The organism is Streptomyces sp. NPDC050388 (assembly GCF_040655635.1).
Taxonomy (GTDB): Bacteria; Actinomycetota; Actinomycetes; order Streptomycetales; family Streptomycetaceae; genus Streptomyces.
Map to the genome: position 1 here is coordinate 75,996 of NZ_JBFAKH010000017.1, position 17,245 is coordinate 93,240.

Sequence of the window (17,245 nt, forward strand, 5' to 3'; positions counted from 1 at the left end):
TCTTCCACCGGTCGGGCCGGGCGACCCGTGTTCAGCCGCGCCGGACGTCGCCCTTGCCGCAGGCCACGCCGTCGCGGTTCTCGTCCAGCCGCAGCGGGTCGTCCTTGCCGTTGACCTCGAGCCTGCCGTAGTCGTTCTGCTCCAACCAGGCGCAGCGGGCGGCGGTCGTCGCCTCGACCTCGGCCGGGAAGGCGGTCGGTACGCAGACGTTGGCCGAGCCGTAGTGCCGGTCGCAGCCCGAGACGGTCGGCGGGACCGGCTCCGAGTCGCGCTTTCTCCCGGGCCCGGTGACCTCGCCCTCCGGGGCTCCGGCGAAGTCGTGCACATGGGCGCCGGCGTCCTTGGCGGTCAGCGCCGCCGGGCCCTGGAGATGGACCCACTCGGCGACCGAGGGCACGCCATTGGCGTCCACCGCGAACAGCATGTACCAGCCGGGCGGCGCCAGGTCGGGATTGCTCGTCACGTTCAGGTCGACGGTGGTCCCGTCGTCCCCGCCGACGGACAGGGGCAGGTCCACGAACCGCTGGTTCGGGTCGGAGGAGTGGGTGACGGCCGCCGGGCGGATCAGCTCGGCCTTGGCGACGGGCCGGTCGACGGTGATCCGCTGGGTGTCGCCGTAGGTCCACTCGCTGTCGATCAGCGAGGTGATCACCGGCCGCTCGCCCTTGAACAGGTAGGGCGGGCTGTAGACCGACACGTTGTGGTTCCAGTTGCCGTTGCCCGGGTCGTCGCCCGTGGTCATGACCCGGCCGTCGGGCAGCAGGAACGCCGAGGAGTGGTAGCCGCGCGCCTGGGGGTCGACGGCCACCGGGTCGAAGGTCTCCGACGCCGGGTCGAAGATCGACGTCTCGAAGACCGGGTCGGCCCGGTTGTGCAGCGCGCCGCCGGTCTCCAGCACCTTGCCGTCGGGCAGCAGGACCGCGGAGACGTACATCTTGCCCTGGTCACCGGTCTGCGGCACCGGACCGTCACCGTGGTCGACCGTGCCCTGCGGGATCGGCGGCCCGGCGACGTAGGAGGGGTTCGCCTCCTTGAGGTCGATGATGTCGGTCAGCCGGTTCGCCTCCGGGTTGGAGTCGATGTTGCCGCCGCCCAGGGTGAGCACCTTCTGGTCCTGCGCCGGGGGCAGCAGCACACTCGCCGACTGGTCCCGTTCGTCCTTGTTCTGCAGGCCCGGGACCTCGGTGATCGTGTTGGCGTCGTAGTCGTAGATCGCGGAGCCGGTGCCCGGGATGTTGTTGCCGAAGACATGGCTGCCCGAGTAGAACAGGCGCCCGTCCTGCATCAGGATCATCGACGGGTACAGGCCCCAGTACGACCAGGTCTGGTTGACCCGGTTCGTCGGCAGCCACCGCTGCTCGGCGTCGGACCAGCGCTCGGCGGTGACCGAACCGGTGGAGTCCTCGCGCAGGCCGCCGAAGCTGACCACGTCACCGTTGCCGAGGATCGTCGCCGACGGGTACCAGTGGCCGTCGTTCATGTCGTTGGTCCTGGTGTAGGTCTCGGTCTCCGGGTCGAAGACGTACGAGTCCTTGTAGCCCTGGTAGCCGATCGCGCCGTCGGCGGACGGGTAGCCCTTGTTGCCGCTCATCACCAGCACCCGGCCGTCCTGGAGCTGCACGTGTCCGGCACAGAACATGTCGTCCGGCGTGGGGATGACCTCGTACGTGCCGTCCTCGGGATCGTAGACGGCGCTGGTGAAGGTGCCGGCCTCGAACAGCTCCTCGCTGTTGCCGGAGCCCGCGATCAGCAGCACCTTGCCGTTGTGCAGCACCACGGAGTGCATCGAACGGACCGGGTTCTGCGTGGGCAGCACCTCCCACGTGCCGTCGGCGCACTCCCGGGCCGTGCCGGTGCAGCCCGGTTCCGGGACCGGGTCGGCGACCTGCTCCATCGTGTAGTCGTCGGTGGTGGCCGCGCCGGTGCCGTAGACGGAGACGCCCCAGGAGATGCGGTCGGTGCCGTCCGGGACCTGCGGGGTGCGCACGGTGGCCTCGGTCCAGACGGACGGCTGCATGTCCAGCGTCTTCAGGTCCGTCCAGTACTGCCAGCCGGCCGTCTCGTCGTGCCGGAACAGGGTGAGGGACGCGTCCGGGGTCGTCGTCTTGTACCAGAGGCCCAGGTCGTACTGCTTGCCCGGCGTCACGACCGGCGCGCACTCGGCGGACTCGGTGATCAGCGCCTTGCGGTCGCCCTCGGTGCGGCGGGTCAGCTCGACCTTCATCGCCCTGTCGCCGGAGTGGGCGTCGGAGGTGGTGGTGAAGGAGAAGTCGTTGTCGCCCCAGCCGGACTTCTCCCAGCAGTGCGGCATGTCGTCCGCGCCGGCGGTCTCGAACCCGGGGTTCGTGATCAGGTTGGCGGCCGAGGCGGGCTGCGGGGCGGTGAGGAGAAGACCGGTGGTCAGGGCGCCGACGGCCAGCAGGGCGGTACGGCGTCCGGATCGCGCAGGTGTTCTCGTACGGTGCGTTCTCATACGGTGCTCCTTGCGGTGCGGCTCTCGTCGGTGCGGCTCTCTTCCTGATGGCGCCTTGTGGTGCGGCTCTTCGCGGTGCGTCTCTTCCGGGGCAGGTACACCAGCGCCTCGGTGGCGGCGAAGCGCAGGACGAAGGTGGTGACGAGGGCCAGCGCGGTGGCCGGCAGTACGGCCATCCCGAACAGGCCGACCAGGAGTGCGATCAGCGGCAGCCGCAGCAGCAGATCGGCGTTGGCCAGCAGCGCGAACCGCGCCGTGCGGTCGGCCCAGTGGCGGTGCCGCCGCCGCTCGCGGAACAGCAGTGTCTCGATCAGCAGGAAGTTCCAGGCCACGCCGAACTGGTTGGCGACGATCTCGGCCGGCAGATAGTGCAGGCCCGCCCCGGTCAGCGCCCACAGCGCCAGCAGGTTGGGCACGAAGCCGGTCAGCCCGATCAGCCCGAAGGCGATCATGCGGGCCGACGAGGACTCCATGCGCAGCCCGACGAGGTGCCGCAGGAAGCGCAGCCCTTCCCTGGCGGTCGACTTGGACGTGCCGGCGAACCGGTCCTGGAAGACGAACGGCACCTCGCCGACCGTGCGGGGACGGCTGCGGACGGCCAGTTCGAGGAGGATCTTGTAGCCGAGGGGCTTGAGGACGTCGGCCGTGACGGCGCTGCGGCGGACGGCGAAGAAGCCGCTCATCGGGTCGCTGATGCCGCGCAGCCGCCGCGGGAACAGGGACTTGGTCAGCCAGGTCGCCCCGCGCGAGACCGCCACCCGGTGGCTTCCGGCCAGCCCGGCTCGGCTGCCTCCCGCGATGTACCGGGAGGCGACGACCAGTTGGGCCTGCTCCCGCTCCCCCGTCGCCACCAGCTCCGGCACCAGGGAGGGCGGGTGCTGGCAGTCGCCGTCCATGACGACGACCCAGTCCGAGGAGGCCGCCCGGATGCCCTCCACCACGGCGCCGCCGAGGCCGCCCACCGCCTCCTCCCGGTGCAGCACGGTCACCGGGAAGGAGCAGTCGCGGGCCGCCTCGCGGACGACGTCAGGGGTGTCGTCGGTGGAGTCGTCCACGAAGAGGACCTCGCAGGGCAGCCGGGCCGGCACCGACTCGGTGATCAACCGCAGCAACTGCCGTACGTTCGCCGACTCGTTGAACGTCGGCACGACGATCGTGACCGCGCCGGGCTCCGGCACGCCCGCAGCGGCCGGGGCGACGGCGGGGGCCTCGAGCTCGCCGGGGACCGTGGAATCGTGGCTCATCGGGTTCCTCCGGTGGTGTCGACCTGGCGGATCTCGATGCGGTCCGCGCCCGTGCCGAACACGGCGACCGGCTCCGAGTGCTCGATGGCCGCCTTGACGTTGGGCAGGTCCACCGCGTCGCGCCGTACGGTCGGCGAGGCGACCACGTAGTCGACGTCCCGCCAACCACGTGGCATCGTCTTCGTCACGGCCGGGTCCAGGTCGGCCTTGTAGAACCAGATGGCGCCGAGCCCCGGCCGATAACCGGCGTGCACCAGGTCCAGCCACATCGCGTCGTCCACCAGCACCCGGGTGCCGCCCGGGTCGGCCACCTCGGTGGTCATCCAGTGCGACGCGGCCTCATAGGGAGCGTTGGCGTCGGCGGTGACGGCGGTGCGGGCACCGTCGTACCACCGGGGCACGACGTGGGCGCAGGCGGCGAGGGCGAGGGCGACGGCAAGCGCGTACCGGGCGTACCCGACGGACCGGCGCTCGGTGTCGGACCGCCACCGGCGCAGCACGGCGTGGGCGACGCTCGCGGTGCCGCCGGCGAGGACGAGCGCGAGGAACGGCAGCGCCTGGATCACGTACATGGCGGGCAGGTAGCCGCTCGGGCGCAGGGCGAGCACGGCGAGGATCGCCACGGCGAGCGCAGGTCCGGCGAGCGCGCGAGCGGTGACCGACCAGCGCCAGGTGGCGAGCAGCAGCAGTGCGCCGGCCAGGCCGCCCAGCGGCAGCACCCGGTCGTAGTACAGCCAGGACTGCAGGACGTCCCACGAGCCGGAGCCCTGGTCGAGGATGAACCCCGAACCGGGTCTGGTCAGCTGGTACTGGACGCCCTCCCACAGGGAGACGTGCCCGCCGCCCGGCAACAGCTCGCCCTTGAGCAGGGCGAACAGCGGATACGAGAACCCGATCAGCGCGCAGGCCGTGACGGCGCCGGTCAGCGCGAACTTGCGGGTGTCCCGGTGGCTGTGCCGCCACGCGGTGACGAACAGGGCGGGCAGGACGACGAGCATCGTCTCCTTGGTGAGCACCGCCGTGGCGGCGGCGATCCCGGCACCGAAGTGGTGCCAGAGGTGACGGCTCGGGGAAGCGGCGAGGGTGAACGCGAGCAGCGTCCACATCACCGCGAGGTTGTCGAGGAAGATCTCGCGCTGGAGCACCACCGACAGCGGGGACAGCCCGAACAGGACCATGCCGAGGCCGGCCGCCCAGCGAGGCAGTGCGAATCGCCGCCCGAGGACGTAGACGAGGACTGCGCTGACACCGCTGACCAGCAGCATCACGGCACGCATGGTGCCGACGGTCATCGACTCGGGGCTGATCATCGCGGGGATCCAGGTCAGCACGGCGAGCTGGATCCAGCCGAGGGGCGGGTGGTCGTACCAGTAGGTGTAGTGGGCGAGGCCCCTGCCCTCCTGGACGGCCCAGGCCTGGGCGAGATAGGTGCCCTCGTCGTCGCTGAGGGTCGGGTAGGAGCCGATGTTCCAGCACTGGACGACGAGGATCGCCACCAGGAGGACACCGCACAGGAGGAGGTCGGAGCGGGAGGAGCGCAGTCGGCTCAGCGGTCCCGTCCGCCGGCGGGTGCGGGTGGGTCCGGCCCCGGGATCAGGGCCGCGCCGGGCGGGGCCCTTCGGGGGCGTCCCGGTGGTCTCGGTGGTCCGGCTTCGGGCAGCGGCCATCGCTTCCGCGGCGTTCGCCGCGGGGAGGGTGGAGGTCACGCGGGAACGTCCTCTCGGGTCACGCCGTCCGTGGCGAGGTGCGCGCCGACATGCGTGGTCAACTCCCAGTCGTTGCGACCACGTTGCTCACGCCAGACGGCACGGATCGCGGCGCCGGCGAGGAGCACCTGGTAGAAGGGGCCGCCGGCGACGAGCTTGAGGTAGTGCACGGAGCGGACCCGGAGCCCGTACTGCTTGCCGAAGTCGTGCAGCCCGACCACCTCGAACACGAAGGTGACCAGGGCGGTGACGGCCGGCAGGAAGGTGACGAAGGCGATGCCGACGGGCACGTCGAGGAACAGCGCGATCGCCACGTTCAGTGGGATGATCACTCCGGTGAACGCCTGCAGGAACGGCGTCACCAGGGTGTAGCGGGCCAGCAGCCGCTGCCCGAACGTGGGCAGTTGCTTCCAGTCCTTCTTCCGGTACACCTGGAGGAAGCCCTGGTTCCAGCGGGTGCGCTGTTTCAGCAGCGACATCAGTGAGCCGGGGGTCTCCTCCCGGGTCACCATGTCGGAGTCGTACGCGACGACGACCCGCTTGCCCACACTGGAGAGCCGGACGCCGAGGTCGCAGTCCTCGGCGAGGCAGTCGGGGTCCCAGCCGTCCGCCGCCCGCAGCACGTCGGTGCGGACGAAGACGGTGTTGCCACCCAGCGGAATGAAACCTTTCTGCGCGTGCAGATGGAGCCGCGAGCGGAACCAGAAGAAGTACTCGAGGCAGTTGCGCAGGCTGTACCAGCTGGAGTGGAAGTTGATCAGCTGCACCCCGCCCTGGACGACGTCCGCGCCCGTGGAGCGGAAGGCGTGGTCGACATGGGCGAGCAGCTCCGGGTGGACCTGGTCCTCGGCGTCGAACACCCCGACGACATCGCCGCGGCAGTGCGGCAGCGCCGTGTTCATGGCCTTCGGCTTGTTCTTCTTCTCGTGCGTGTCGACGACGACCCGGACGCGTGGGTCGCGGTCGGCCGCCGCCTCGGCGACCGCGGCGGTCTCCGGGTCGTCGTGGCCGACGATCACGATGATCTCGAAGTCGGTGTGACTCGATTCCAGCAGCCGCTGGATGGTGTGGTCGAGCACCGCCTGCTCGTGCCGGGCGGGTAACAGCAGCGAGAAGGAACGGTGCTCTCCCCCGTCCGGACTGCTGAACCGGGTGGAGGCCAGCACTTCCGGCGTGCGCCAGGCATGCATCTGCCACCACAGGGTGAACGCGGCCATCCAGAACAAGGCCAGCGAAACGACAGAGATGAACACAGACGTGAGCAAGAAGATCCCCCCAGATCCCGTATCCCCCGGCGCGTGACGGCGCGCATCGCTGACATGGCGCACCTCTGTCACGTCACCGTGCAGACATTAGGGGGGAGTTGTGAAATCCGGGAGGTGTTCGGATAAAGAAGATGTTGCGCGTCGTCGCTTCAGGCAACCGGTTGCGTCCTGATCAGGCCATCCTGTGGCCGGTTTCCCCGTCAACCGGGCAACTCGGGTGCCGGTGAGCCTGGTGGGGACCGATCGCTCTCGCCGCCGCTGTCCGTCTCGCCACCTCAGCCGCCCAGGGCCGTGCTCAGCCGGTCGGGGTCGGTGGTCGGCGCGTCGCAGGTGAAGTTGCGGCAGACGTACGCGGCCGGTTCCCCGCCCACCAGGGGGCGGTCGGCCAGCAGCGGGAACTCGTCGCTCTCCGGCGCGCCGACGGCGACCACCGCACCCGGGGCGACACCCAGCAGTGCCCTGCGGTGCAGGGCCGCCGTGGCCGGATCGTCGAGCGCCGGACCGACCACCGCGACCTCCCGCGGCCCGTCCAGCGCCGCCTCGGCGACCGCGAGACCCCAGCCGACGAACCGCGGCACCCGCGGCCCGAGCGTCTTCACCATGCCCAACGCCCGCTCCGCAGCGGTGCGGTGCGGCTCGGAGCCGGTCTGCGCCGCATACCCCAGCAGCGCCCCGGCGGCGGCCGTCCAGCCGGACGGCACGGCGTTGTCGGTCGGGTCCTGCGGGCGCCGGATGAGCCGCTCGGCGTCGGACGCCGTGTCGTACAGGGCGCCCGTCTCCGGGTCGGTGAAGCGGACCAGCACATGGTCGAGGAGCAGACCGGCGAACTCCAGCCACACCCCCTCCCCGGTCACCGAGGCCAGCGCGAGGAAGCCCTCGGCGACATCGGCGTAGTCCTCCAGGACGCCCGCGTTGGCACCGACCCGGCCGTCCCTGCTGGTGCGGGCGATCCGGGCGTGGTCGTCGAGGTGCACCCGGACCAGCAGGTCGGCGGCGGCGACCGCGGCCTCGGTCAGGTCCGGCCGGTCGAAGTAGGCGCCGGTCTCGGCGAGCGCGGCGATCGCCAGCCCGTTCCAGGCGGCGACGACCTTGTCGTCCCGGCCGGGGGCCGGGCGGGCGCCTCGCGCCGCGAGCAGCCGCTCCTTGACCCCGCCGGCCCCGCCGATCCGGTCGGCGTCGAACACCTCTTCCTGCTGCGGCAGTTGCAGCACCGAGGCACCCTCCTCGAAGGTGCCCTCCTCGGTCACCCCGAAGTACCGCGCGGCGAGTTCGGCGTCCTGCGCGCCGAGCACCTCGCGCAACTGCTCCGGCGTCCAGACGTAGTAGGCGCCCTCGACGTGCCGACCACTGCCGTCGTCGCTGTCCGCGTCCAGCGCGGAGGCGAACCCGCCCTCGGGCGTGCCCAGTTCGCGGACCATGAAGTCGGCGGTCTCCAGCGCGACCCGGCGCGCGAGCTCGGAGCCGGTGGACCGCCACAGATGGGCGTAGACCCGGCAGAGCAGGGCGTTGTCGTAGAGCATCTTCTCGAAGTGCGGCACCGTCCAGTCCCGGTCCACGGAGTACCGGGCGAAACCGCCGCCGAGCTGGTCGTAGATGCCGCCGCGGGCCATGCGCTCGGCGGTGTCCCGCGCCATCTGCAGGGCGCCCTCGGAGCCGGTGCGGGCGTGGTGCCTGAGCAGGAACTCGAGCACCATGGACGGCGGGAACTTCGGCGCCCCGCCGAACCCGCCGCGCTGCGCGTCGTACTCCCGCGTGAGCCCGAGCAGCGCCTGCGCCTGCTGCTCCTCGCCCGGGAGCCGTGCGTCGCCGTAGGAGATCTCCCGCCCGGCCAGGTCCCGCACGATCTTCCCGGCGACCTCGGTGACCTCGTCCCGGCGCTCCTCCCACGCCTGGTGCACGCCCTGGAGCAGCTGCCGGAAGGACGGCATGCCGTGCCGGGGCTCGGGCGGGAAGTAGGTGCCGAAGTAGAACGGCTCGGCGCCGGGGGTGAGGAACACGGTCATCGGCCAGCCGCCCTGCCCGGTCGCCGCCTGTACCGCCTCCATGTAGACGGCGTCCACGTCGGGGCGCTCCTCGCGGTCCACCTTGACGCTCACGAAGTGCTCGTTCAGGTAGTCGGCGGTGGCCCGGTCCTCGAAGGACTCGTGCGCCATGACGTGGCACCAGTGGCAGCTCGCGTAGCCGACGCTCAGCAGGACGGGCACGTTCCGCTCGCGCGCCCGTGCGAAGGCTTCGTCCGACCAGGGCCACCAGTCGACGGGGTTCTCGGCGTGCTGAAGGAGGTACGGGGACGTCTCGTGGGCCAGTCGGTTCGCCATGTGCTCCATCCTGCCCCAGTACCCCCGTGGAGGGGTGTCACCGGCCTCCGGCGGGGCCCGGCGGCCGGGGGACCGTCCGCCGATCGGGGCACGCCGGTACACCGGTGCGCCGGCCCGTCCGCCCGCGGCCGGGGAGCGGCCCCCGGCGGCGGCCCGGACGGCTCCCGGGAGCATTCGGCTCCTCTCCCCGCATCGCCGCGCTCCCGGGTTCCTTCCTGCCTCCCCCTCCCCAAGAAGCTTCGTGCGCAGGACACTTGGCCGACGCATAACCGGCAGGGGTCTCGGGGATGGGTCGGAAGGGACCCGAGGACTCCCGGGCACACCGGGGGCGACCGAGGCCGCCGGAGGGGGACGTGACATGCGGGACGGTCATCGTGCGGACGCGGAGCGGCTGCTGGCACGGGCTGTGGAGGAAGAGGTACGCCGGTCGGGCGGGCGTGCCGACGGAAAAGTGCTGCTGTCCCGGGCGCGCGGGGCGCTGGACGCGATCGCGCGGACGGCGGCCGAGGAGTACGAGGCGTACACCCGCGCGCTGGACGAGGCGGCGGCCGGGCAGCTCACCTTCCGCCAGCGGTACGCCCGTGAGGGCGCCGGGACGCCGCTGCTCGTGGCCGGGGTGGCCGGGCTCGCGGCCGTGGCCGCCGACCTCGCCCTCGGTACGGGGACCGGGACGGCGCTGGGCGCGGGCGCGGCCGTCGGGGTGATCGGCGCGGCGGCGACCGTGGTGAAGGTGGTGGGCGCGCATGTGCCCGCCGCGCACCACCGGGCCGGCGCGGCGAGTCAGCCGGGCGGGCCGGAGCAGTTGCGGCTGCAGTGGCTGACGGCGCTGGAGGTGCGGGGCATCCGGCCGTTCCTGGACCAGCAGCGGATACTCACCGCGTCCACGGGCCCCCCGCAGACGGGGCCTCGGCTGCGCGGCGCGGACAAGAGCGCGGCGGCCCGCGGGCGGAGCGTGCTGGAGCAGTCGTTCGGGCAACTCCCGGAGCCGGTGGGGCCGTTCGCCGGGCGGCGGCAGGAGATGGCGCGGATCCGGCAGTGGGTGCGGGCGGCGCGCGCGAGCACGGAGACACAGCCGACGGTGGTGGTGCTGCACGGGGAGCCCGGCAGCGGCCGGACCACCCTCGCGGTACGCGCGACACACGACCTGAAGGACTACTTCCGCGGCGCCTGCGTGGTCGATCTGCGCGCCGACAGTCCCGGTGAGCCGCCGCTGTCCACCCGGGACGCGCTGCTGCACCTGCTGAACCGGCTGGGTGCGCCCCGCGAGCAGCTGCTGTTCCGTGAGCGGTCCTCCCCCGGCCAGCAGGTGAGACGGCTGAGCGAGCTGTACCACCAGCATGTGACGGGCATGCCGGTGACGGTCGTCCTCGACGACGCGGCGGATCCGCAGCAGGTCCGCACGCTGCTGCCGGAGCGTTCCGACAGCCTGGTCCTGGTGACCTCCCGCGCGCCGCTCGGCCTGCCCGACGACCTGCCGGCCCGGGTGCACCAGCTGCCGGTGCGCGCCCTGGACGCGGCGGGCGCCGAGGAGCTGCTGGCCGCCGTCGCGCAGGACTCGTCGGGGTCCGGCAGCGAGGCCGCCGACTCCGCCGACCGGGTCCGGGAACTGTGCGGCGGGCTGCCGCTGGCGCTGCGGATCGCCGGTTCCTCCCTGGGCCCGCGCTCCCCGCGCGCGCTCGCCACCGACCTGGGCGCCTACGGCCCGGTGAGCCCGGTCGAGCGCGCCCTGTGGCTGCGCTACACCGACCAGCCGGAGACGTTGCGGCGGCTGCTGCGCCGGCTGGCGCTGGCCGGCCGGGTGTCGCTGGGCGCCGCGGCGGCGGCCGCGTTGCTGGCCACCGACGAGGCCGAGGGGGCCCGGCACCTCCAGGCGCTGTCCCGGGCCGGTCTGATCACCCCGGTGCGGCCCGGCCGGTACCGGCTGCACGACCTCGTGCGCGCCTTCGCGCTGGCCCGCCTCCTGGACGAGGAGGACCCGGCCGAGCGGACGGCGGCGCAGGAACGGCTGATCGTGAACTACTCCGAGCTCGCCGACTCGGTGCTGCGGCTGGTCGACGGCAACATGTCGACCCGCTCGGACCGCTTCGGCCCGTACGGCTTCACCTCGCTGGACGAGGCGCTGCGCTGGCTGGACGACGAGTCGAGCTTCATCACGGCGGCGCTGCGGCACTCGGAGGGCGTGAACCAGGCGGCGGTGCTCAATCTCCTCGGCGCGCTGTGCGACTACTGCCTGCTGCGCGGAGACCTGTACCGCCTCGGTGAGATCAACGAGCTGGCGCAGGCCGTGGACGAGGGGCTGCTGATGCGTTCGGTGCAGTGGCGCACGGGTATCGCGGCACGCCAGCTGGGTGAGCTGGACAAGGCGCGGACGACGCTGTCCTCGGTGGTCGACCTGTACCGGGAGGCCCATCACGACGCGGGGGCCGCGCGGGCGCTGACCTCCCTCGGCATCACGCTGCACCACCAGGGCAATCTGACGGAGGCGTCGGCGAGGCTGCGGGAGGCGATGGACCTGCAGTCCGCGCCCCAGCTGGCCACCGACCGGGCGTGGACGATGCACGCGCTGGGCGCGGTGGAACGCGACCGCTCCCGGCTGTCCGAGGCGCTGGACCTGCTCACCGAGTCGCTGGTGCTGCACCGCGCGGGCGAGTCCGTGCACGGTCAGGCCTGGGCGCACTTCCAGCTCGGACAGCTGAGGCTGCGCACGGGTGACGTGCCGCGCGCCGAGTCCGAGCTGCGCGAGGCGCTGGAGCTGTACGGCCGTACCCGGGACGCCCGGGGCGAGGCGTGGGCGCTGACCCAGCTGGCCCGGGCCCGGCTGATCGGCGGGGACGCCGCGCCGGCGGTGGAGGAGCTGCGGCGGGCCGCCGCCCGGCACCGGGACAACGAGGACGCGCGCGGAGAGGCGTGGACGCTGTACTACCTGGGCCAGGCGCTGGAGGAGACCGGGGACCTGGACCGGGCGGTGCGCGAGCTGGAGCGGTCCCGCACCATGTTCTCCCGGATGCGGGACGTCTACGGGCTGGCCTGCGCCCGGCACCATTCGGCCCGGGTGACCCGTGACCAGCGGGCCGCGCAGACCGGTTCGCTGCGCAACTCGGGCTTCGCCCGCCAGCTGCTGGTCGACGCCCGCGCGGACTTCCAGCGGATCGGTGTGGCCCACGGCGAGGCGTGGACGTGCCTGGAGCTGGCGGTCGTCGACGCGGGCAATGCCCGTACCCAGCAGGCGCTGGCCCTGTGCGACGAGGCGGCGGCGCTGTTCACGTCCTACGGGGACCGACGCGGCGAGGACTGGGCCCGGTTCCTGCGCTGCACGCTCCTGCCGTACGCGGCCCCGGGCGGTGCCGAGGTCGGTACGGCGGTGGCCCAGGAGGACCTGGCGCAGCTGGCCCGGACCGCGCACGCCGCCCGCGACGAGAAGCTGGGCGACTACGTGGACGCCTACCAGCTCCTGCTGGAGCGCGGGGTGAGTCTGGAGGCGGGCTGGCAGGCCTGGCGCCTCGGCATGGTCCCCAGCCGCCACGCCCGTGAGGTGATGGGGGTGGCCATGGGGCCGACCACGTAGGGGTACGGGTCCGGCGGGGTGCCGCCGCGTAGCCCTCCGGGGGCCGGAAGGCTACGTGGCTCAACCCTGCTTCTTCTTCTCCGCCCCGTCGGACGGCGCACCCGCGGCCGCGCCGGACGACGCCGTCTTCGCGGCGTTCTCGGATCCGGTCCGGCGGTCCGCGGACTCGTCGAAGTCGACCCGGTTCATGTGGCGGGTCATCGACTTCATCAGGCCCCAGACCGCCAGGGCCATCACCGCGAAGACGATGAAGCCGAGGACACCGGGGGTGACCTTGTCCTTGTCGACTTCGGCGAGGGTGACCAGGTGGCTCATTGCCAGGCTTGCGCTAGCGCTCATGTCAGGCATTGTCCCGGATGCCCGCGAAGAGGTCGTCCTCGGGGAGGGATGTGTCGACGAGCGACTTCGCGAGCTCGTACTCCTCGGTGGGCCAGACCTCCTTCTGGATCTCCATCGGCACCCGGAACCAGCCGCCGTCGGGGTCGATCTGGGTGGCGTGCGCGATCAGGGCCTTGTCACGGGTCTCGAAGAAGTCCCCGCACGGGACGTGCGTGGTGAGCGTGCGCTCCTTGCGCTCGAACTCCGCCCAGCGCTTGAGCCAGTCCCCGTACGGCGACTCCAGGCCGCGGTCCAGCAGCGCCCGGTGCAGCGCCTCGGTGCGGGGGCGGTTGAAGCCCTGGTTGTAGTAGACCTTCAGCGGCTGGTGGGCCGGGCCGAACTCGCTCTCCGGGTACTTCTCGGTGTCCGTCGCGCCTTCGAAGGCCACCATCGTGATCTTGTGGGTCATGATGTGGTCGGGGTGCGGGTAGCCGCCGTTCTCGTCGTAGGTGGTGATCACCTGGGGACGGAACGCGCGGATCTTCCGCACCAGCTCGCCGGCCGCCTTGTCGACGTCCTCCAGGGCGAAGCAGCCCTCGGGCAGCGGGGGCAGCGGGTCGCCCTCGGGCAGGCCGGAGTCGACGAAGCCGAGCCACTCCTGCTTCACGCCGAGGATCTCCCGGGCCTCGTCCATCTCCTTCCTGCGCACCTCGTGGATGTTCTCCTCGATGTACGGGTCGCCCTGCAGCTTGGGGTTGAGGATGGAGCCGCGCTCCCCGCCCGTGCAGGTCACGACCAGCACGTCCACCCCCTCGGACACGTACTTCGCCATGGTGGCCGCGCCCTTGCTCGACTCGTCGTCGGGGTGGGCGTGCACGGCCATCAGTCGCAGCTGGTCAGTCAAGACTCATTCCTCAGTCGGTAGGCGCCCGGGGTGCCCGGTGCGGTCCCACCGGCTGTCGTCCCCGTGGGACGTCGCGGTGGGGTGGCGGTCGGGCGACGGGCGGAAGACTTCTATAGTGACCGAAGCCGGGGACGAATAATTCCGGAGCCCGGTACCGGGCCCCGCCCGGAGCAGGCGTCCCCCCTTTTTTCAGCCGAGGAGACGATCATGAGTACGGCGAGCACGCGACCGCCCGAGGGCCGGTACGGCCGCACCTCGGACGAACGTGCCGACCGCACCCTCAAGATCGTCGGCGCGGTCCTGGCCGCGGTGATGGTGGCCCTGATCGGCTGGTTCGGCTACCACTACGTCGCGGGCAGCAGGATCAGCGGCGAGATGATCGGTTTCGACACCGCGAAGGACACCGTGCGGGTGCGCCTGGAGGTCCACAAGGACGCGGGCGTGGACGGCTACTGCACGGTGCGGTCCCAGGCCGTGGACGGCGCCGAGGTGGGCCGCGCCGACTTCCGCTTCGACGGGGACGGCACGCGCTTCGACGAGGTCGTCACGCTCCGCACGACCTCCCCGGGCGCGACGGCCGAGCTGCTCGGCTGCCACGCCGACTGACTCCGGCCGGCTCCGGACGGCTCCCCGCTGCCGGGGACCGGTGTCACGAGCGACACAGTGCTGCTGACCTGCGAAAAAACAGCCCCGATGGCATATGTCCTCCCCCTTTGGCCGCTGAATTGTTAGGCTCGTGGTTTCGCCCATCCGTGGAGGAACATCCTTCAGGGAGGGCGTTGCTTTGTATTCCAGCACCTACGAGGAGCACCAGTGACCCAGACCAGCGAGAACGCCACCTGGCTGACGCAGGAGGCGTACAACAAGCTCAAGGACGAGCTTGCATACCTTACTGGTCCCGCGCGTACGGAGATCTCCGCCAAGATCGCCGCCGCGCGCGAGGAGGGCGACCTGCGGGAGAACGGCGGGTACCACGCGGCCAAGGAGGAGCAGGGCAAGCAGGAGCTCCGCGTGCGGCAGCTCACCCAGCTCCTCGAAAGCGCCAAGGTAGGTGAGGCGCCGGCGGCCGACGGTTCGGTGGCGCCGGGCATGGTCGTGACGATCGCCTTCGACGGCGACGAGGACGACACGCTGACCTTCCTCCTCGCCTCGCGCGAGTACGCGAGTGCGGACATCGAGACGTACTCCCCGCAGTCCCCGCTGGGTACCGGGGTGTCCGGCCACAGGGTCGGCGAGACCGTGGAGTACGAGCTGCCGAACGGCAAGACGGCCTCCGTGAAGATCCTGAAGGCCGAGCCGTACAAGGGCTGACCCCCAGTCCACGGCTCAGGACCGTGAGGGTGCCCCCGGCGCCGTGCCCGTCGCGGGACGCGTGAGCGTCCCCACCGCGGTGCCGGGGGCTTCGTCATGCCGTCGCCGAGCCGCACGGGCCGGGCGCCGGGTCAGTCCATGCCGCGCAGGACCGTGTGACCCGCGTCCCGCAGGGCCTGTTCGACCTCGGCGCAGTGCTCCGGGCCCTTCGTCTCCAGGTGTACTTCGACCTCCACCTCCGTGAGCCCGAGCCGCGGATCGGTCCGTACATGGCTCACGTCGAGGACGTTGGCGTCCACCACCGACAACGCCCCGAGAAGCGACGCGAGAGCGCCCGGCCGGTCCGTCAGCCGCAGCCGGACGGCCAGGTAGCGGCCCTGTGCCGCCATGCCGTGCCGCAGCACCCGCTCCATCAGCACCGGGTCGACGTTGCCACCGGACAGCACGGCGACGACCGGGCCCGCGAACGCGTCGGGGCGGCTCAGCAGCGCCGCGACCGGGCTCGCCCCGGCCGGCTCGACGACCAGTTTGGCCCGCTCCAGGCACAGCAGCAGGGCGGCGGACAGCTCGCCCTCGGTGACCGTGCGGACCTCGTCCACCAGGTGCTCGACGATCCCGAACGGCACGTCGCCGGGCCGCCCCACCTTGATGCCGTCGGCCATCGTCGCCGGGTGGCGCACCGACACCGGGTACCCGGCCGCCAGTGAGGGCGGGTACGCCGCCGCGCCCGCCGCCTGCACCCCGATGATCCGTACGTCCGGCCGCAGCGCCTTCACCGCGACGGCGATCCCGGCGATCAGTCCGCCGCCGCCCATGCCGACGACGATCGTGCGCACCTCGGGGCACTGCTCCAGGATCTCCAGGCCCACGGTGCCCTGGCCCGCGATGACGTCGGGGTGGTCGAAGGGGTGGATCAGCACGGCACCCGTCTCGTCCGCGTACTCCTCGGCGGCGGCCAGCGCCTCGTCGACCACCTGGCCGTGCAGGCGCACCTCGGCGCCGTATTCCCGGGTGGCGCTGATCTTCGGCAGCGGGGCGCCCTTCGGCATGAACACCGTCGACCGCACCCCGAGCAGCGAGGACGCGAGCGCGACGCCCTGTGCGTGGTTGCCGGCGCTCGCCGCGACCACACCGGCGGCGCGCTGCTCGGGCAGCAGCCCGGCGATCCGGACGTACGCGCCCCGCAGTTTGAAGGACCCCGTCCGCTGGAGGTTCTCGCACTTGAGGTGCACCGGTGTGCCCACCGTCCGGGACAGGTGCCTGCTGCTCTCCATCGCGGTCACCCTGGCCACACCCGAGAGCGTCTTCCGGGCGCCGCGCACGTCGTCGGGTGTGACGGTGCGCAGGGAGTCAGCCGTGCCGTAGCTCATGACTCCAGCATCGCAGTTCCCCGCCGTCGGCGATCGCGGTGGCCGATCCGCGGATACGGCTTTGCGCAGCGCCGGTACGACGGGGGCCCCGGCCGCGTACTCTGTCCCCCAATGAGCAGCCCTCCACGAAGTGAGCCTCCGGCCATGCCCACTACACCTGACATGTCGATGGACACGACGACCGTCGGTGACACCGGTCTTCTCGACACGCTGCAGCACGAGGTGGCGCTGTTCGCCCGGCGCGCCGAACAGACCCGGCTGGGCGGCGTCGGCCAGGTACGCAACTCCATGGACCGCGCCGCCTATCTCCTGCTCAACCGTCTCGACAAGGAAGGCCCGATGGGTGTCAAGGCGCTCGCCGCCGGCATGGGCATCGACTCGTCGACCGTCACCCGGCAGGTGGCCCCGCTGGTGGACACCGGACTGGTGAAGCGCACCTCGCATCCCGAGGACGGCCGGGCGGTCGTGCTCCAGCTTTCTCCGCGCGGGCAGGCGCGTCTGGAGGAAGTGCGCTCCTCACGGCGCCAGTTGATGGCCGACCTGACCCATGACTGGGAGCCGGGGGAGCGCGAGGTGTTCTGCGCGCTCCTCACGCGCTTCAACGGCGCGCTCTCCGCGCGGATGTCGGTTCCGGGGGGGCCGGGGCCGGAGGACGGCCGGTCGGATTCCTGATCCGACCGGCCCGGTCGTTCCGGTTGTTCCGGCCCGAACCGGCCTGGTCCGTACGAGAGGACCTGGGTGCCGGGCAGTCTGCGCGCCGAGCCGTGCGCG

At 72.0% G+C, this 17,245-nt stretch carries 12 protein-coding genes; 4 read left to right on the forward strand and 8 right to left on the reverse strand.

Annotated elements, in window-relative coordinates:
* Positions 1 to 31 precede the first annotated feature (31 nt).
* From AB0I73_RS12645 to AB0I73_RS12665, 5 genes are all read right to left on the reverse strand, one after another.
* Positions 32 to 2,473 carry a galactose oxidase-like domain-containing protein gene (locus AB0I73_RS12645; RefSeq protein ID WP_363036540.1) on the reverse strand — a complete coding sequence of 814 codons (2,442 nt, stop codon included), beginning with the start codon at positions 2,471 to 2,473 and terminating at the stop codon, positions 32 to 34.
* Positions 2,470 to 3,717 (reverse strand): glycosyltransferase, encoded by a 1,248-nt coding sequence (locus AB0I73_RS12650; protein ID WP_363036542.1) that lies wholly within the window; start codon positions 3,715 to 3,717, stop codon positions 2,470 to 2,472. The genes AB0I73_RS12645 and AB0I73_RS12650 overlap by 4 nt, the downstream gene beginning before the upstream one ends.
* Entirely contained in the window at positions 3,714 to 5,423 is a 1,710-nt protein-coding gene (locus AB0I73_RS12655) for a phospholipid carrier-dependent glycosyltransferase (RefSeq protein ID WP_363036544.1), read from the reverse strand. The genes AB0I73_RS12650 and AB0I73_RS12655 overlap by 4 nt, the downstream gene beginning before the upstream one ends.
* Complete coding sequence (locus AB0I73_RS12660; protein WP_363036546.1) at positions 5,420 to 6,688, reverse strand: glycosyltransferase; 1,269 nt, start codon at positions 6,686 to 6,688, stop codon at positions 5,420 to 5,422. Before AB0I73_RS12660 ends, AB0I73_RS12655 begins: the two co-directional genes overlap by 4 nt.
* A gap of 275 nt (positions 6,689 to 6,963) precedes the next feature.
* Positions 6,964 to 9,006: a thioredoxin domain-containing protein gene (locus tag AB0I73_RS12665; RefSeq protein WP_363036548.1), complete on the reverse strand. Its 2,043-nt coding sequence runs from the start codon at positions 9,004 to 9,006 to the stop codon at positions 6,964 to 6,966.
* Between the two features lie 358 nt (positions 9,007 to 9,364).
* Here AB0I73_RS12665 and AB0I73_RS12670 point away from each other — a divergent pair, with 358 nt between their 5' ends.
* Complete coding sequence (locus tag AB0I73_RS12670; RefSeq protein WP_363036550.1) at positions 9,365 to 12,571, forward strand: tetratricopeptide repeat protein; 3,207 nt, start codon at positions 9,365 to 9,367, stop codon at positions 12,569 to 12,571.
* Positions 12,572 to 12,631: 60 nt separating this feature from the next.
* Here AB0I73_RS12670 and AB0I73_RS12675 read toward each other — a convergent pair whose 3' ends face one another.
* Positions 12,632 to 12,919: a hypothetical protein gene (locus AB0I73_RS12675; protein ID WP_363036552.1), complete on the reverse strand. Its 288-nt coding sequence runs from the start codon at positions 12,917 to 12,919 to the stop codon at positions 12,632 to 12,634.
* The gene (mca, locus tag AB0I73_RS12680; RefSeq protein ID WP_109376703.1) at positions 12,912 to 13,793 is read right to left on the reverse strand and encodes a mycothiol conjugate amidase Mca; all 882 of its coding nucleotides are present in this window, start codon (positions 13,791 to 13,793) and stop codon (positions 12,912 to 12,914) included. Before mca ends, AB0I73_RS12675 begins: the two co-directional genes overlap by 8 nt.
* Positions 13,794 to 14,000: 207 nt before the next feature.
* On the opposite strand from mca, the gene AB0I73_RS12685 reads away from it, so the two are divergent.
* Positions 14,001 to 14,399, forward strand: a complete 399-nt coding sequence (locus AB0I73_RS12685) for a DUF4307 domain-containing protein (RefSeq protein ID WP_109376702.1) — start codon at positions 14,001 to 14,003, stop codon at positions 14,397 to 14,399.
* Positions 14,400 to 14,606: 207 nt separating this feature from the next.
* Positions 14,607 to 15,104, forward strand: coding sequence for a transcription elongation factor GreA (greA, locus tag AB0I73_RS12690; RefSeq protein WP_363036555.1), 498 nt, complete (start codon positions 14,607 to 14,609; stop codon positions 15,102 to 15,104).
* A gap of 131 nt (positions 15,105 to 15,235) precedes the next feature.
* Here the strand turns inward: greA and ilvA are convergent, their stop codons facing one another.
* On the reverse strand, positions 15,236 to 16,474 hold the full coding sequence (gene ilvA, locus AB0I73_RS12695; RefSeq protein WP_363036557.1) for a threonine ammonia-lyase: 1,239 nt from the start codon (positions 16,472 to 16,474) through the stop codon (positions 15,236 to 15,238).
* Between the two features lie 162 nt (positions 16,475 to 16,636).
* On the opposite strand from ilvA, the gene AB0I73_RS12700 reads away from it, so the two are divergent.
* Positions 16,637 to 17,146, forward strand: coding sequence for a MarR family transcriptional regulator (locus AB0I73_RS12700; RefSeq protein WP_363036610.1), 510 nt, complete (start codon positions 16,637 to 16,639; stop codon positions 17,144 to 17,146).
* Positions 17,147 to 17,245 lie beyond the last annotated feature (99 nt).

Bases quoted from the DNA above. Each gene is read 5' to 3' on its own strand.
- ilvA (WP_363036557.1), bottom strand. From the start codon at position 16,474: ATGAGCTACGGCACGGCTGACTCCCTGCGCACCGTCACACCCGACGAC.
- AB0I73_RS12650 (WP_363036542.1), bottom strand. From the start codon at position 3,717: ATGAGCCACGATTCCACGGTCCCCGGCGAGCTCGAGGCCCCCGCCGTC.
- AB0I73_RS12675 (WP_363036552.1), bottom strand. From the start codon at position 12,919: ATGCCTGACATGAGCGCTAGCGCAAGCCTGGCAATGAGCCACCTGGTC.
- AB0I73_RS12670 (WP_363036550.1), top strand. From the start codon at position 9,365: ATGCGGGACGGTCATCGTGCGGACGCGGAGCGGCTGCTGGCACGGGCT.
- AB0I73_RS12665 (WP_363036548.1), bottom strand. From the start codon at position 9,006: ATGGCGAACCGACTGGCCCACGAGACGTCCCCGTACCTCCTTCAGCAC.
- AB0I73_RS12685 (WP_109376702.1), top strand. From the start codon at position 14,001: ATGAGTACGGCGAGCACGCGACCGCCCGAGGGCCGGTACGGCCGCACC.
- AB0I73_RS12645 (WP_363036540.1), bottom strand. From the start codon at position 2,473: ATGAGAACGCACCGTACGAGAACACCTGCGCGATCCGGACGCCGTACC.
- AB0I73_RS12700 (WP_363036610.1), top strand. From the start codon at position 16,637: ATGTCGATGGACACGACGACCGTCGGTGACACCGGTCTTCTCGACACG.